The sequence below is a fragment of the Metabacillus sp. YM-086 genome, from assembly GCF_048059995.1.
In the GTDB taxonomy this organism is placed as follows: Bacteria; Bacillota; Bacilli; order Bacillales; family Bacillaceae; genus Metabacillus; species Metabacillus litoralis_B.
The window spans coordinates 1-16,312 of the sequence record NZ_JBLUOI010000092.1 but is presented as its reverse complement, the minus strand read 5'-3'; the positions used below and the strand labels follow the sequence as shown (position 1 = coordinate 16,312).

Genomic DNA, 16,312 nt, shown 5'->3' with positions numbered 1-16,312 from the left:
TAAATCACCTTATTTTAAAAATACACAACCCGGCATTGTCAACTTCAGGGAGTGGTATCTGTTCCTTCCCCATGCCTCATTCAAATAAAAAAAGGATTTTGTAGTTTTTTGTAGAATTTTGTACTAGTAAATTTAAGCATATAGATTGGTAGGATGATTATAAATCAAAATTATTTTAAGAGGTGAATAAAATGACACGGTATTTTAAATATGTATCAATACGAGATGGGCAAGAAGAATGGATGCTTAAGGAACTAAATGAAGGGCGCGCAAGGTTTGGTTGGAGTTCGCCGGGGTCCAATTTACATATCATTAAGAGTAAAGAGGCTAAAGAGAGGTCTACAAAGGAGAAAGTGGTATGGAGATATACACAGTTTTTGATTAATAGACTTAAGGCTGGAGATCGTCTCATCATACAGCTTGGTCAACCGCTAAGGCAATTTCTTATTGCTGAAATAGTTGGGGAATACGGTTCGACAGATCCACAAGAGAAAGATTTCAATCATTATGTTGAATGTAAACTTCTAACGAATTCTTTTATTCAGGTGAAATCAGAAGCTGTTTCACAATCTCTCCGTCATCATCTTTCTAAGCGAGGGCATTATTACGAGATATATGATGAGGATTCTAAGGAAGAGCTTGATTTAATAGTGAAGAAATCGATGGAAGAAGATGAAAGTTTTCATAAGGCAAATCAAAGTCTTAGATCGATTGATTATGAGAGAACTGCTTTAGAAGAGTCGGTAGTCGCTCAGACGTATAAGAGAATTTCAAAGAATTGGCCAAGTGCTTATTTTGAACAGTTTGTAACAGATTTAATTGATGCCACACCTGGACTCGAAGTAAAGAAACAAGGTGATAGTGGAAAGGGCTGGGATTTAACGATGAGAATACTGGACCCTCTTGATGGGTTCATCCTACATGACGACATCCCAGTTCAATGTAAAAATTATCAAGGGAAAGTGAATACGAAAAGGCCACTTGACGATTTGGAAAGATGTATTAGAAATTCAGATGCTTCCCTTGCTTATCTCTTTATCATTGGTGACCTTTCATCTGACTTTTATGATGAGGTGGATGAAAGGGTGGAGCAGCTACGAAATGATTTGCAGAGAGAGGTAAAGTGGAGAATTATTGAACAGGAGCAAATCGCTAAATTGTATTTAAAAGGACTTAGTGCTTCGTCGTAATTAATATTTTAAAATTTTAGTATATAATTCTTTAGTGTGTTATTAGTTTAAAAAATTTCCTACATAATAGATCAGTTAATTAATTTGATAAACACTGAAATGGTAATAATGAAAGGATAAAAATGGTTACAAATAGAGAAATTACCGAAGAAAAAGACGAAAGAATTGCACAGCTAGAAAGACAGTTAAGAGAATTAAATGAAGTACAACAGCAAAGTGCAGAACTATTGCTGTAGATTATAACTCAAGATCTTTATCTCCACCAAAAGGAATTTTAAAGCCTGCTAATATATTGAAGATAATTTTAGCCATCCTTGTTTTAGTAGTCATAACTTCAGTAGGAATTTGGCTGTCTACGGGGAGTACCTTCAAACAAGAATCTGTCACGTTTGTTGAACACGTTCAAGAGCTAGCCACATTGGCAACAGCTGAAGCTCATATGAAAGCCGTTCTACACGAAGAGGATAATAAGATTTTCGGGAAAGAAATCCCCATTGATCTGCCAGGAACAAAGCGAGAACTACTATTAGTTGTACCTGGAACGGTTATTGCTGGGGTTGATTTGAAAGGGATTACTGCTGAGGACATGGTTATTAATGAAGAAACAAAAGAAATAGATATTACTCTTCCTCATGCAAAGATCATTCAGGACCCATCATTACAATTAGATAAAATACAAGCCGTTGACAATGGAGGGTTTTTCCGTGGTGATATTAAAATGAATGAGGGGTTTGAGAAGGCCGCTGAGGCACAAGAGCAAATTCGTCAAGATGCCATCTCTGTAGGTTTACTAGATACTGCAGAGAAAAGTGCAGAAAAGTGTTAAAGGAATTTTTCAAGAAAATTGGTTATAGGGTAAATATTAGGTTTAACTAGTTATGAAGGCCTGTCTATGTTACTTGGGACAGGTCTGTTCTGTTATTTATGAGGGGAACCATAGAAATCCTGAATTCTTATTATTGAAGTACTCGACAATCTTTTACCATATATTTTCGCTATTTGTTATTTAGTATGCGTGTATTGGCAAAGAAAATACCCACCTTTTATTGAAAGAATTTACTGATTGAGGTTGAAGATTAGTAAAGGTGAGTTAATTATTGATCTGCTTGTATTACATCTTCTTGAGATAATTGTATAACCTGGGGGTCTGACCAAGTAAAATCCAAAATTTAAAAAAACATAACAAACTTACTTTATCTAACAGACAAACTAAGTGAAATCTATTATAATATAAGAATAGGAAACAAGCAGCATGATCGTTAGCATCAAGAAATGAAAGCCCTTTCTCCGCGTTATCTATTTTCGAGAGGAAGGATGAACCACCTTATTATTTTATCTTCATCCATGAGAAAACTGTTAAAACTAAAGGCTCTCAATAGTGGGAAGAGGTAAATAATGGTTAGGAAAAGATAAGCTTTATTCTTTTGGATTTGTCCATATTTAAAGGAGGAAGTACTTTGACGAATTATAAGGTGTTAACTCAAGAGCAAGTCAATCAGTTTATCGAATTAGGTTGGGTAAAGGTTGAACAAGCATTTCCTAAAGAGGTGGCGTTAGAAGCTCAAAGTATAGTATGGGAGAATGTTGAAAAACGAGGAGTTCTAAAGGATGATAGTTCAACTTGGACTGAAGAAATGGTCCAATTAAATGAAACCTATGAGCATGATGAATTCCAGAAATGTAATACAACAAGATTAGCAGATGCCATTGAGGATCTTGTTGGTGAGGGGCGATGGGCGGACAGGACAGTATATGGTGAGAGTGATAAGAAGGTTGGCTATGGATGGTGGCCAGTTAATTTTTCTCAAGGTGCTAACAAACCATGGAGCGTACCGACTACTGGATGGCATTGGGATGGTATTCATTTTCGCCATTATATTGACAGTCCTGAACAAGGCCTACTTTGCTTAAATTTATTCTCTGAAATAGGAAAACAAGGTGGGGGCACACTTGTAGCAGAAGGTTCACATAAAGTAATAGCAAAATTTCTTTCAGAGCAACCTGACGGAATTGAGCTTGAAGAGGGCATTCGTGCTTTGAATAAGCAGCACCCGTGGTTTTCCGAATTAACTGCCTCTAATCAAAAGGATGACACAACGAATAATGAACAAGATCGGATCGAAAAATTTATGGAAAATCCTTATGTTGATGAAGACGGTATCAAGCTTAAGGTTATTGAAACCACCGGAAGCCCTGGAGATGTGATTTTATGCCACCCGTTTTTATATCATGCTGCCTCACAGAATCATTCAGGCGTTCCTCGATTCATGTGTAATCGGACTACTCCACTAACTGAGAGAATCAACTTAAACCGTCCAGATGGGAACTATTCACCATTGGAGTGGAGTATTAAATCGGTACTACATAAAGAAGCTACAATATAACAGACTATTAATAGAGGAGCTGCAAGTATTTAGCAGCTCCTCTATTTCTTTTAGGTTCATTAATTCTTATTCTAAAAAGATTATTATCTTTTAAAATATTTCCTGATACATTTGTATTTCTGTGTACCACCTCAAGTTTGAACGCATTTTGGGTGGAGGGAGAATTTTACTTGTCCTCCATTCAGTTATTTATTTAGAGATCGTCCAATTCATTTTTTCTGCTAATAACCTTGAGACGTTTTCATTTAACATCCCGTCTTTCGTATGAGCTGGAGTAAAGCAGCATACCTTTCCTTTTCCATAAGAATGGATTTTAAATGTATTTCCACAAAGAACCGAAGATCCACACCCATACCTGAAGAATGTTATATGTTAGAATATTCAGAAAAATGCTATGGTTGTTATATTAACTAGTATTTTTGAGGGGGAATTATTAGTAAGGAATTTTTGGAAAGCGATTACTTATTGATGGCAGGGGGGATAGGGAGTTTATTTTTATCATTAGTGGATGTGCATTGCTTAATGGTGGGAAAGGGTGAAATTAAGCATGGCATATTTAGTAAAGTGGGCAATTGGCTGTTACTAGAGCAATTTCTACTTTTTATTACATTAAAAACATAATGAGATGCTCTAGATTATTACTGAAAAGAAGGGGTTTTTGTATGAAAAAAGTTGTTACTATAACGCTGTGTATTTTTCTCCTATTTACATCAATACCTATTAGTCTAGCACAAAGTAGTGAACAATCTAGAACAAATCCATTCTTAGATAAAATGCGTACCTTATACGAATACCCAGAAATGAGATACCGCCCAGAGACTAGGTGGTGGTTGGCGCAGGGGTCTCATACAGATGAAACCTTGCTAGAGTCACTCCAAGAAATTAAAGACAATGGATTCGGTGGAGTCGAGTTTGTGACTCTTGATGAAGATTCACTTGATCCAGATCGGTATGCATGGGGTTCTGAAGAATGGATACACGATTCCCAATTCATTATTAAGCAAGCCACGGATTTAGGATTAGGTGTAAGTTTTACAAATGGTACACATTGGGGCACTGCTAATTTAATAGGAATAACACCAGATGATGAATCAGCATCACAAGAACTTGGTTTTAAATCATTAGAACTAAAAGCAGGTGAATCATTTGCCGGCTCGATTCCTAAACCAGAGTTACCAGATGGAGTAACAAAGGCTAATTTAGTTCGAGTGACGACAGCTAAGCTGACCGATAAAGCTGGCAAATTGAATAACGAAGCCTTAACAGACATCACCAACTTAGCTGTTGAAACGGATAAAGGATGGACTATAGAATGGACTGCACCATCTGACGGTAATTATGAGATGTTTTTCTTCTGGAGCTATGGTACAGGTCAAACTAATGAACCAGCTGTTGAACCAGCATATACCATTAATTACTATTCAAAAGAAGGAGCTCATGCTCTAATCGATTACTGGGATAAAAATGTGTTCACAAAAGAATTAATTCAAGAGATTAAAAAAAATGGAAATGTAAATATGTTTATGGACTCAATTGAAAAGCATACAACAGGTCGAAGTTCAACTCAGCAGTTTTGGACTACTGATTTTCTAGATGAGTTTAAAAATAGACGTGGCTATGATTTAACAAAATACTTACCATTAATCATTGTTAAAGAAGGAAAGGGCTTCACGGCAACTGATATATCTTATCAGTACGATATTGAAGGGCAAAGTGAGTTAAGCAAAAAAATAAGAAATGATTTGGGACAAACATACACTGAACTTTATATGGAAGAATTCCTAGATGTTTTAAAAAAATGGTTAAACGATATAGGAATTAGCTTACGTGGACAAAGCTCATACGGACAATATCTTGAAATATCGGAGCCTATAAAGTCACTAGATTACGCTGAAACGGAGTCGTTCACTTTTGGAAGTGAAATTGAAGCTTACAGGACAATGGCAGGAGCTGCACAACTTTACAATAAGGTGTTTTCAAGTGAAACAGGTGCATCCTATATAAACTATACCTTTGATTATAATCATTTTTTACAAATTATTAATGCACAGTTTGCATCTGGCATTGCAAGAACAGTATTTCATGGTTATTCCTCACAAGCGGGTCCTGCAGGTCAAGTTGAATGGCCCGGCTATGAAGGGATGTGGAAGTACATCTCTGGACGATTTAATAACCGACAACCAGCATCACGTGATTACAAGGAGATTAATACACATATAGCACGCTTACAAAAAATTCTACAGCAGGGTAGCCCAAGAGTGGACATCGGCATCCTTCGAACAGATTATTTTGCAAACGCTTCATGGGCGCAAAGAACTAGAGATTATACGAATAATTTTTTCCGCAATAATAAAGGAATGTACTGGCAAGATATGACCTTACAAAATACTGGATATACTTATAATTATTTTTCACCTGGTATTTTAACTGATAAGAATATAGATTATAAAAATGGGGTTGTTCAGCCGGATGGACCAGGATATCAGGCACTCATTCTATATCAGGAAGAACTCCAATATGAAAGTGCAGAAGTAATATATGAATGGGCAAAAGAAGGCCTTCCAGTAGTAATTGTTGATGGTGAAATTCAGGAATTAACACGTCCAGAACATACTGTGACACATAACGGTGCAGGGTTACGGACACCTTTTAAAGATGGAAAAGATGAGAAATTAGTAGAGGTAATGGCAAACTTAAAAGAATTGAATAATGTTGCTGTAGTTAACAGCGGTGAAGCAGCAAAAGCCGCGTTGCGAGATTTAGGTGTGAACCCACGTGCAGAATATGCGGATGCTAATAAAAAGTTATTGTCGTTCATGCGAGAAAGTGACGATGCAAAGTACCTCTACGTATACAATTACATGTATTCTGATAAAGAGGCTTACTCCACACAAATTTCTATAGATGGTGTTTATAAACCATACTTAATTGATACATGGACTGGTGATGTTAAGGAAATTGGTAAATATAAAATTGAAGAAGGAAAAACAGTTGTTGATATTACATTAGCTCCTGGAGAAACTGCTGTGTTTGCATTAGATCCAAATGTTCAAGATGAAGGGTTTGTAACAGATAGTAATGTTGATGAAGTCACAATCGTCGATGGTAAAGTAAATTTAATGGTAACTAAAAGTGGAAATTATTATGCACATTTAAGTAATGGTAAAAAGTTTGAAAAACAATTGAAGGTTCCAGAGAATATTTCTCTAACTAACTGGAATCTAGTGGTGGAAGACTGGCAACCGGGAGATAGGGTAACCCGTAAAGAAGACCGTGGCTTAGGTTACATTACTGTCGAAGAATATTTTGAAACAAATAAACCATTGATTAATGTTGGATTAACAAAACTAATACCTTGGAAAGAAATTGAAAAAGTAGGGAAATCGGTATCCGGGATTGGGTCATATACTACTTCTTTCACAATACCAACTAACTGGAATAAACATAATGGTGTTTATTTAAAGCTTGGTTCGCTAAACGGAGGTACTGCTTCTCTATATGTAAATGGAGATAAAGCAGGTGCTATTGATATAACGAATCCAGGTATAGATATTTCTAAACTAATTGTGAAAGGGAAAAACACATTGGAAATTAAGGTAACTAGTAATTTAAATAATCGTTTGTGGGGGTTTCTACCAGCTCAGGAATATGGATTGACTGGTGAAGCAACATTGATAACGTATGAGAAATTTGAACTTCCAACCGATGTATTAAAGGATAATAAAAGCAAGTAAATTGAATTAAGCCTTCTAAATTAATCAAAAACGTCTCAAACCTTTGGTATTACTGGGTTGAGACGTTTTTTGTCATATTTAAATGTTACGCAAAACTTATGTTTACACTAAAAGGCTTCATAAACATTCCTAGTAAACAAATTAGGAGGAGGTCAATTCTAAAAATGGGAAAGTAATTGATAGAGATGTAAAAGAACCTACTTAGATTGACTAGTGCTTGTGTTTAACAAGAAAAAGGAAGAGTGAATTTTATTGATGCCTTTAAATTCTGTGAAATAACAGTGCATATAATACAGATTTTTACAAAAGCTATTTTTGGTTGTCTATAGACAATACATATATTTTAAATGTAGGAGGAAGAAAAATTGCTTAAAAAGCTTATCACACTTACTGTTCTATCTTTCGGTATTATTTTTAGTGGATTCCAAGTTACACATGCACTTTGGATATGAACTGTGCAGATTTCACTAACGACCCTCAAGGCTTAATGGATTTTTGGCACAGTAACGGATATAGTGCAACAAATGACCCACACGATCTTGACAGAGACAATGATGGTTTACCATGTGAAGTATCACAAGCTGATTACGACGAATACGTAGCAGATCTACAAGCTAATGAGGGCGGAACTGAAACAAATGAAGGTGAAACTCAAATTGGCGAAGGAATGCAAGGTGGAGGAACATTACCTGAAACAGCAACAAATAATCCAATCATGATGGCACTAGGTATCATGACTGCCGCTATTGGTGCATTGTTTCTTTTACGAAAAAAACAGGTCGACTAACAAATAACTAATGCAATGATTGAAGGGTAGGCTTTACGCCTACCTTTACTTGACTGAAGGTGATGACATGCAACGAAAAATTGGTTTAGTAATGATATTTCTAGGGTTCGCTCAATTTGTCTACTTTGGAGTTGATTGGTGGCAGCAAAGACAAGCAATTCAACAAATGAGCGATGAAGAATTAAATCAATACCTAGGATACGAGGATACATATCATGAAGGAATTCAAATAAAAAATAGTAATGAAAGTAATGGGAAGCCTCACGTACAAATGGGTGAAGAGATAGGGGAATTACATATACCAACCATTAATAATAAGTATCCAATCTTCCTAGGAACGGATAGTGAAACCTTAAAGTCAGGTGTAGGAATGCATAAAAGCAAATGGACAGTCCTCCCTAATGAAAATGGACATGTCCTTTTATCGGGGCACCGAGATACTGTATTTGAAGAAATGGGTGAACTCAAAATTGGGGATGCATTATCCATTGACTTTGAAGGCAGTACTTACGTTTACCAAATTAGAAAAATCTTTATCACAAACAAAGAAGATCGAACCGTCATTGTTAGAAAAGAACAGCCTCTCCTCACCATTTCAACCTGCTACCCATTTGAATTTATAGGGAAAGCCCCACATAGGTATATTATTCAGAGTGAGTTAATTGATGTGATTGAAAAATAAAGTGAAAAGTAACAACTCTTTATTCAGTAGAAGCACATAAGAGGGATGGAACAGACTATATTGATGCCCTTAAGTTTTAATTAGATGATCTCTGTTTTGAACAGAGGTCATTTTATTTTATAGTTTTTAAAATAATAAACCAAAAATAATTAGTTTAGCCTATGTTTCCGCAATACATCTAGCTTTATAAACTATTAATTTAATACGTATTATTATGTAAAATTAACAATTATTGTCGAATGAGGTAAAATTAAGTTATTGCAAAAGGAACTAAAATGAATAGATAAAGGGGGATAATTGTGAACTGTCCATTTTGTTCAAATATAGAGCCCGTATTACAAAATGACTTATCCATTGCATTTTACGATATATACCCAGTAAACAAAGGACACTTACTACTCATTCCTAAACGACATGTGGAGCAATATTTTGATTTAACCATAGAAGAAAGACAAGCAATTGATTCCTTATTATTTGAAGGAAAAGCTTTATTAGATAGAGAACACAAGCCAGACGGATACAACATCGGAATCAATAATGGAGAAGTAGCAGGACAAACCATTTTTCATGTCCATGTTCATCTCATTCCAAGATTTAAAGGGGATATGGAAGAGCCTCGTGGTGGAGTACGGGGAGTTATTCCAGATAAAAGAATTTACTAAAAGGGAGAAAAGCAATATGCCAGTATATAACAAGCTTGTTAGAGACAGAATTCCAGAAATTATTGAGAAAACCGGGAAAGCTTATAAAACTTCTATATTATCTCATGAAGAATACATAAAAAAGCTACAGGAAAAAGGGTTTGAAGAATTACAGGAGTTTGTGGATGCAAACGACAAGGCCAGCTCTCTTGAAGAATTAGCAGATCTTTTAGAAGTCGTTCATGCTTTAGTGGAATATCATGGCTCATCAATCGGAGAAGTTGAGCAAATTAGGGCTAAGAAAGCAGAAGAACGTGGTGGTTTTAAAGAGAAAATTTATTTGATAGAGGTTGAAGATGAGTAAAGTTGAGTTAATAACAGATCAGCTTATTTCACATCTGCTTGAAAAAATAGAACATGCTTCAACCATTTGTATTTTAACTTCTTTTGTTATGAAATCAGGGGTCGAGCTACTTCGTGAACCACTTAAACGTGCTGCTGAAAGAGGCGTTGATATCAAATTATGTACTGGAGATTATTTATATATTACACAGCCGGAAGCACTAAAGGCACTGGTGGAAATTCATTCTACAATTGAAGTTAGACTCTGGAACAGTAATGGAGTTTCTTTTCACCCAAAGGCCTATCTTTTTCACCTTAATGAGGAAGGTCATCTTGTTATTGGGTCGTCTAATCTATCAAGATCTGCCCTAACAAGTGGAATAGAGTGGAATGTTTCTATTGACAAAGATCCAGATGTCTTTAAGGAAGCAATGGATCAATTTACGAAGCTAATGTACCATGAGCAAACGATACCAGTGAATGTAGAAACGATAAAAAGCTACCAGGAAAAATACGAAAAGTACCATGAGAAGCATCCGAATCTTGCGAAAAAATGGTCAGAGTTAGAGGAAATTGAACTAATGCTTCCTAGTAAAGAAAAAGATATGCATTTAGCAGAGGAGTCATCTGAGTATGGCGAAATCCAGCCACGTTTTGCACAGATTGAAGCTTTGGAAGAATTAGAAAAAACATATGAAGAGGGATACAAATCAGCTCTAGTAGTAATGGCAACAGGATTAGGTAAAACATATTTAGCTGGTTTCTTTGGGAAACAGTTTAAACGTGTTTTATTTATTGCACATCGAGAAGAGATTCTCACTCAGGCACAAAAGTCTTTCTCAACAATAATCAAAAAAAGTACATTTGGAATTTATAATGGAAACAAAAAAGAAGCAAATGTTGATCATGTTTTTGCATCTATTTTTACGTTAAGCATGAAGCAGCATCTTGAGGTATTTAAACCAGATGACTTCGATCTTATTGTCATCGACGAATTTCATCATGCTGCAGCAGCATCCTATCAACGCGTGCTTGATTATTTTCAGCCTTCCTTTTTATTAGGAATTACCGCAACACCAAATCGAAATGATAACAAAGATGTGTATTCCATTTGTGATGGAAATGTTGCTTATCGGATTGATTTCTTAGAAGCGATTCAACGAGACTGGTTAGCTCCATTCCAATATTATGGAGTTTATGATGAAACGGATTATAGTCAGATAACATGGTTAGGCAATCGCTATAATGAAGAAGAACTCTTACAAGCTCAACTCAGGGACGAAATGGCTCAAAATATTCTTGATGCTTGGGAAAAGCATAAAAAAACTAAAACGCTTGTTTTTTGTTCTTCAATAAAACATGCAAGATTTTTATCACAATACTTTAATCAAAATAACTATAACACCATTAGTTTACATTCGAAGCAAAAAGACATTCGTAGAGACGAAGCAATAAAGCAGCTAGAACAAGGAGAACTTGATGCCATCTTCACCGTTGATTTATTTAATGAAGGTGTCGACATCCCAGCAGTTGATACACTTCTTTTTGTCAGACCAACAGAATCTCTAACGGTTTTTACTCAGCAAGTTGGTCGAGGTCTTCGATTACACGACAACAAAGATCACTGTGTCATCATTGATTTAATTGGAAACTATCGAAATGCTGATATTAAATTGAGTTTGTTTGATACAAGTGAAAGAAAAGGGAAGGAAATAACCACTATTCCAACCGTGCCACAAAGTTGTGGTATTAACTTAGAATTAAATGTCATTAATCTACTAAAAGAAATGACCAAGAAAAAACAGCCTAGAAAAGAAAAGCTTTTACAAAGCTATCGTGATTTAAAGCAGGAATTAGGAAGAAGACCTACATATCTTGAGCTTCATTTAAAAGGTCAATCAGAATCAATTCAATATCGACAAGAGTTTAAATCTTACATTGGATTTTTAAATTCGGCTGAGGAGCTAACAGAACAAGAAAAGTTAGTTTTCCAAAAATATGAAGATTGGCTTGTTGAAGTTGAAAAAACGGGTATGGCTAAAAGCTATAAAATGGTTTTGTTGCTAGCCATGTTAGAAAGAGGTCCTTCGGATTGGTACAAAGCCGTTACACCAGAAGAGGTTGGGCCTTTCTTTCATTCTTATTTGACCGAAACCAACTATAGAAAACAAATTGATTTTTATGATAAAGAGACTAAGGCTTTGTGGGATTACAATGAACTGAAGATAAGTCGATTGATATCAAAGATGCCAATGTCTAAATGGAGTGGGAGTTCGAAGGGGATAGTGATATTTGAGGATAACGAGTTTTCTTTTGCTTTGCAAGTTGATAAAGAAGAAGAAGAAGTGATATTTGATTGGACCAAAGAGATCTGTGAGTATAGGCTGCATTATCATTTTGAGAGAAAGACAAAATAAATAATCATATTTATAAATGAAGGGAACTGTTAAATTTGTCAGGGAGAACAATACAGATATTTTTACCTTTTGGATCACCAAGAGGAATTAAAATTGCGGAAATCACTAATAGAACTGTTCAAGCAATTTTAATCCCACGAAATAAAATTGACGAAGCGGGCCAAAGACCTGAAGTGAAAAATGTTGGAGTTTACCTTTTGTTTGGACAAGACGAGGATGATGCAAATCCTAAGGTTTATATAGGGGAAGCAGAAAACTGCTTTGAACGACTAAAACAACATAATCGTGATAAAGACTTCTGGGATGTAGCCATTGTCATAGTTACAAACAATAAGCAAAATCAGTTTACAAAATCAGATGTGAAGTTTTTAGAACGTACTTCTTATGAAATTGCTTTAAATAGAAATCGGTATAAACTTGATCAAACAGTACCTGCCAACTCCTTTGTGCCCGAATGGAGACAGTATGATTTAAACGATATCCTGGAAACAATAAAATTACTACTTTCCACCCTTGGGTACCCACTATTTGAAGAATTAAGGAAAACAAAAGAAACAGATAACCCAATCATACAAAAAGATCATATCTTTTTCTGTAAGGGTAAAGGTGTAGAAGCAAAAGGAGAGTATAATGAAGAAGGATTTGTTGTTATTGAAGGCTCTCAAATGTCCAAAGAAACATCAAACAGCATACATAATTACTTGATAACTATAAGAGAGAATCTACTAAACGAAAACATCGTTACAATTGTAAATGGAATATACACCTTTAGAAGAGACCATCTATTTTCTTCACCAAGTCAAGCAGCTTCTATTGTTTTAGGTAGGAATGGGAATGGTTGGATTGAATGGAAGAATATTGATGGGGTTACTTTGGATAGTATAAAAAGGAAGGGTGTTGAGTAAGGCTGAAAATTTGTTCGACCCCGACCACCGGTATCTCTTATTTAATAATAAGTTGTGAAAATGTTCATCTTAAAAATGGATTACATTCAATTATAAACTCTTTAGGATTGTTTTTAAACTATCCAGATGCTTGAAACTGTATGTTTAGTCTTTTTAACCAATTTGTAATTTTTAAGAATACACTAACCTTCAAATACAAACTTTGCTTTTAATTAATGATTACCCTCTACGTAATATAGTTTTTATTTTTGTAATAGAGATTAAAAAGTTTAGAAATTCATTATTATAGGAAAGTAATATTACTTTTGTTGGGATAAGTATTTAATGAAATAATAAGTAGTGGAAGATTAGTTTATAATATATCGGATAAGCTAGATCAAATATAATCGGATAAAAAATTAATTAAATATATGTAAGGTTTATGAATGAATTACAACACATTAAAGTTTTAAATAAACGAAGATTAATCATCTATCTGAAAATATTTTTTGCCTATAATAATGCTCGGTACTTTATAAAGTTGGATAAAACAACTCTATAAATGTTCCGAGCTCTTTATTGTTAATTAATATATTTGAGTAAAAAGATAAGGTTGTTTTCTATTTAAACGAATCAAATAGTTCTAATTGCTGAATATTATTTCGTTTATTAATAATAGTCTCCATATTATTTATACACCAATCAGCAATTGGTTGAGTGATAGCTCGAGCTAGCTCAACAGGGACAGCATTTCCAATCTGTTTGTATACTTTATTTAATCGACCATTCTGACTTATTGTATTGTTATTGCCATCCGAAAATTTAAACCAATCAGGAAATGTTTGTATTCTTGCAATTTCTTTTACTGAGAGTCGTCTATGTGATTTTATATCACCAGGTAATTCCCAGTTATCAGGTCCAATTTTAATCATTGGCTCACCACTTGGATGAAGAGGGGCTTGTCTTCCTGATGCTTGTATAGTAAAGCTTTGTTCGACCCAATCTTTCTTTCTATTACGAGAAAGATACATAGGCGAAAAACTTCCTTCAAACCATTCACCCGGATTTTGCTCTAAGTCACTAATTGCATCTGCTAAAGTAACATATGGTATCTGACTTTCATTCAAACCATGGGTAGGATCTGGAAAATTATATTCAAAATTAATATCTTCCCTTACTCCGACAATAAATACTCGTTCTCTGTTTTGTGGCACACCGTAATCTCGTGCGTTTACAAGTTTAAACTTGACGTTATAGCCTGCAGATTCAAAATCTTGGATAATTTGTTTAATAACTTCTCCTTTTCCTAACGTCAGCATACCTTTTACATTCTCCGCAATAAAAAATGATGGTTTTGTCTGAATTAAGCAGCGTATGAAGTGAATATATAAGAAGTTTCTTTCATCATCAATTAATCTTGGTCCAGCTTCACTAAATCCAGGACAAGGAAACCCTCCTAAAACAATATCACAGCCCGGGAAATTCCTAATTCTTCTAATATCTTTTTCATTTTGAATTACAGTGGCAGGGAAATTCTGGCGATATGTTTGATTTGCTTCCTTAAACATGTCTACAGAAAAAATAGTATGAAATATACTTTCATTTCTGTGATCAAAAAAATTGTCATGGGATTTTAACAAATCATTTGTTTCTTCTTTTCCTTTTACAGCATCCAATCCAGCAAGTTCTACACCTAAATCTAGGCCGCCACAACCTGAAAATAGGCTTACCAGGTTAAGTTTTGCAGGGTTTCTATTTATTAATTCTAGATTGTCTTCTCCAGCTAATTCTTGAGCATTCTCTTGTTCTTGTTTAATTTTCTCTATTAATAAATTTTTAACTTGTTTAACATCGTAATCTTTTAACGGACGGTATTTTGCTCTACCTCGTTCTTCAATTTTCATAAAAGTACCTCCATTCACTATTGTTTATTTTAACATGAAGAATTAGAAAAGGCCAGTATACAGATTATTATGTAACATTAAGATATTTTGGGGTAAAATGTTGTATATGTGGGGTGAAATTATGAATCAATCTAGGAAAATTGGAGATGAACATGTAATAAATGTCTTCAATGCACTAAAAAACCTTCTTACTGGAAAACCAATTCAAGAGTTTCCTGATACTACGAAGGAAACAGTTGAATATATAATGAAATTATACCCAGATATTAAAGGGGTACATAATAAATTTGAAACTGAAAAACCGGACTTTCATCCGGATCTTTGTTTACTACTCAAGAGTGATAAACAAATTAAAATAAATCTATTCTATACTAAAGGTAATGCAGTAATTCAACCAAAAAACTTGGGAGCCAAAAGCTTCCTGGCAAAGTATTTTTTATCAGACAAATTACAAGAATGTTTTAATAACTATTTTGTAGATGAATATGAGTATTTTTTAAGAGCAGTTGTTGAGTCGAAAGAATCACTTAACGTTTATGACAAAATAAGAGACCTTAGGGCCAAAGTAAAAAGTTACTATCCTAAGTTTGTAACCGAAATTGAACCTTCACGTCAAAGTTTTTTATTTAATTTAAGAGAATTCTGTTTTCGTTTATTAACGAACGAGTTTAACACAAATAATACAGGAATAGAGCATGCATTCAGGGAACTACTAATGAAAGATAGCACTAATATTATAACTCGATACACAAACGAGAACAAGTGTTTGTTTGTAGAGGAGTTAAAAACTAATAGAAATGTATTAAAAAGAGTTAGCATATATAAAAAGGGGAAAAACACAATAGGAATTCGTTCTGGAGAAGAAGCAATACTTCTCCGATTTAAGTTTGAAAGTAGTCCTACATCTTCTGTTAAATTAGCGACAAGTTATGAAAATTTCCCTGTAGAGGAAATCCTTTTACAGCAAAACTTAGATACGATTTTGAACTTTGAAAGTATAATTAATAGGCATATTCAAGAAGAGACTAAAAATATTAGTAATGCAATAGGAAAGTGTAACGAAGCTATGGTGTACTATCAGATTTTAAAAGCTAATCCAATAACTACTCAAGTAGATCCAGAAGAATATCAAGATATGTTAAAAAAATATTCCCCAGTTATCTCACATGAAGATTTGATTACGCTACATAAAGCTTCTAAGGTCACATTGAAGAGGTTGAACGAGTATCTTAGTGATAAATATGGACAATATAAAATTGATAGTATCCAACTAGTCCCGGATAATTATCTAAAAGACCGTTTAGATAATAGTGATTTAGAATTAATTTTGTTCGTTGATAATCAATA

At 34.5% G+C, this 16,312-nt stretch carries 12 protein-coding genes; 11 read left to right on the top strand and 1 reads right to left on the bottom strand.

Annotated features, from left to right (window positions below; genetic code table 11):
- Nucleotides 1-191: 191 nt before the first annotated feature.
- The 10 genes from ACEWK1_RS24240 (at nt 192) to ACEWK1_RS24195 (ending at nt 13,082) form a co-directional block, all read left to right on the top strand.
- On the top strand, nt 192-1,190 hold the full coding sequence (locus ACEWK1_RS24240) for a restriction endonuclease (RefSeq protein ID WP_212135027.1): 999 nt from the start codon (nt 192-194) through the stop codon (nt 1,188-1,190).
- Between the two features lie 292 nt (nt 1,191-1,482).
- Entirely contained in the window at nt 1,483-2,016 is a 534-nt protein-coding gene (locus ACEWK1_RS24235) for a DUF4230 domain-containing protein (RefSeq protein ID WP_212135025.1), read from the top strand.
- 631 nt (nt 2,017-2,647) lie between these two features.
- Entirely contained in the window at nt 2,648-3,574 is a 927-nt protein-coding gene (locus tag ACEWK1_RS24230) for a phytanoyl-CoA dioxygenase family protein (RefSeq protein WP_212135023.1), read from the top strand.
- A gap of 662 nt (nt 3,575-4,236) precedes the next feature.
- On the top strand, nt 4,237-7,308 hold the full coding sequence (locus ACEWK1_RS24225) for a glycosyl hydrolase (protein WP_212135021.1): 3,072 nt from the start codon (nt 4,237-4,239) through the stop codon (nt 7,306-7,308).
- Between the two features lie 448 nt (nt 7,309-7,756).
- Nucleotides 7,757-8,095 carry an LPXTG cell wall anchor domain-containing protein gene (locus ACEWK1_RS24220; protein WP_212135019.1) on the top strand — a complete coding sequence of 113 codons (339 nt, stop codon included), beginning with the start codon at nt 7,757-7,759 and terminating at the stop codon, nt 8,093-8,095.
- Nucleotides 8,096-8,162: 67 nt separating this feature from the next.
- A complete protein-coding gene (locus ACEWK1_RS24215; protein WP_212135017.1) occupies nt 8,163-8,777 on the top strand; it encodes a class D sortase in 615 nt (204 codons plus the stop codon).
- Between the two features lie 299 nt (nt 8,778-9,076).
- Nucleotides 9,077-9,439: an HIT family protein gene (locus ACEWK1_RS24210; protein ID WP_212135015.1), complete on the top strand. Its 363-nt coding sequence runs from the start codon at nt 9,077-9,079 to the stop codon at nt 9,437-9,439.
- 16 nt (nt 9,440-9,455) lie between these two features.
- Nucleotides 9,456-9,782 carry a nucleoside triphosphate pyrophosphohydrolase gene (locus ACEWK1_RS24205; protein WP_212135013.1) on the top strand — a complete coding sequence of 109 codons (327 nt, stop codon included), beginning with the start codon at nt 9,456-9,458 and terminating at the stop codon, nt 9,780-9,782.
- Nucleotides 9,775-12,177 carry a DEAD/DEAH box helicase family protein gene (locus tag ACEWK1_RS24200; RefSeq protein ID WP_212135011.1) on the top strand — a complete coding sequence of 801 codons (2,403 nt, stop codon included), beginning with the start codon at nt 9,775-9,777 and terminating at the stop codon, nt 12,175-12,177. Before ACEWK1_RS24205 ends, ACEWK1_RS24200 begins: the two co-directional genes overlap by 8 nt.
- A gap of 35 nt (nt 12,178-12,212) precedes the next feature.
- The gene (locus ACEWK1_RS24195) at nt 12,213-13,082 is read left to right on the top strand and encodes a GIY-YIG nuclease family protein (RefSeq protein ID WP_212135009.1); all 870 of its coding nucleotides are present in this window, start codon (nt 12,213-12,215) and stop codon (nt 13,080-13,082) included.
- 599 nt (nt 13,083-13,681) lie between these two features.
- Here ACEWK1_RS24195 and ACEWK1_RS24190 read toward each other — a convergent pair.
- The gene (locus ACEWK1_RS24190; RefSeq protein WP_212135007.1) at nt 13,682-14,965 is read right to left on the bottom strand and encodes a DNA cytosine methyltransferase; all 1,284 of its coding nucleotides are present in this window, start codon (nt 14,963-14,965) and stop codon (nt 13,682-13,684) included.
- 121 nt (nt 14,966-15,086) lie between these two features.
- Between ACEWK1_RS24190 and ACEWK1_RS24185 the strand changes: the two genes are divergently transcribed.
- Nucleotides 15,087-16,312 (top strand): hypothetical protein (locus tag ACEWK1_RS24185; RefSeq protein WP_416636734.1); only part of this gene is annotated, 1,226 nt, incomplete at its 3' end.

What these genes read in the sequence shown, in the direction of transcription:
- ACEWK1_RS24240 (WP_212135027.1), top strand. Translation starts at nt 192, where the DNA reads ATGACACGGTATTTTAAATATGTATCAATACGAGATGGGCAAGAAGAA.
- ACEWK1_RS24225 (WP_212135021.1), top strand. Translation starts at nt 4,237, where the DNA reads ATGAAAAAAGTTGTTACTATAACGCTGTGTATTTTTCTCCTATTTACA.
- ACEWK1_RS24220 (WP_212135019.1), top strand. Translation starts at nt 7,757, where the DNA reads ATGAACTGTGCAGATTTCACTAACGACCCTCAAGGCTTAATGGATTTT.
- ACEWK1_RS24215 (WP_212135017.1), top strand. Translation starts at nt 8,163, where the DNA reads ATGCAACGAAAAATTGGTTTAGTAATGATATTTCTAGGGTTCGCTCAA.
- ACEWK1_RS24205 (WP_212135013.1), top strand. Translation starts at nt 9,456, where the DNA reads ATGCCAGTATATAACAAGCTTGTTAGAGACAGAATTCCAGAAATTATT.
- ACEWK1_RS24200 (WP_212135011.1), top strand. Translation starts at nt 9,775, where the DNA reads ATGAGTAAAGTTGAGTTAATAACAGATCAGCTTATTTCACATCTGCTT.
- ACEWK1_RS24190 (WP_212135007.1), bottom strand. Translation starts at nt 14,965, where the DNA reads ATGAAAATTGAAGAACGAGGTAGAGCAAAATACCGTCCGTTAAAAGAT.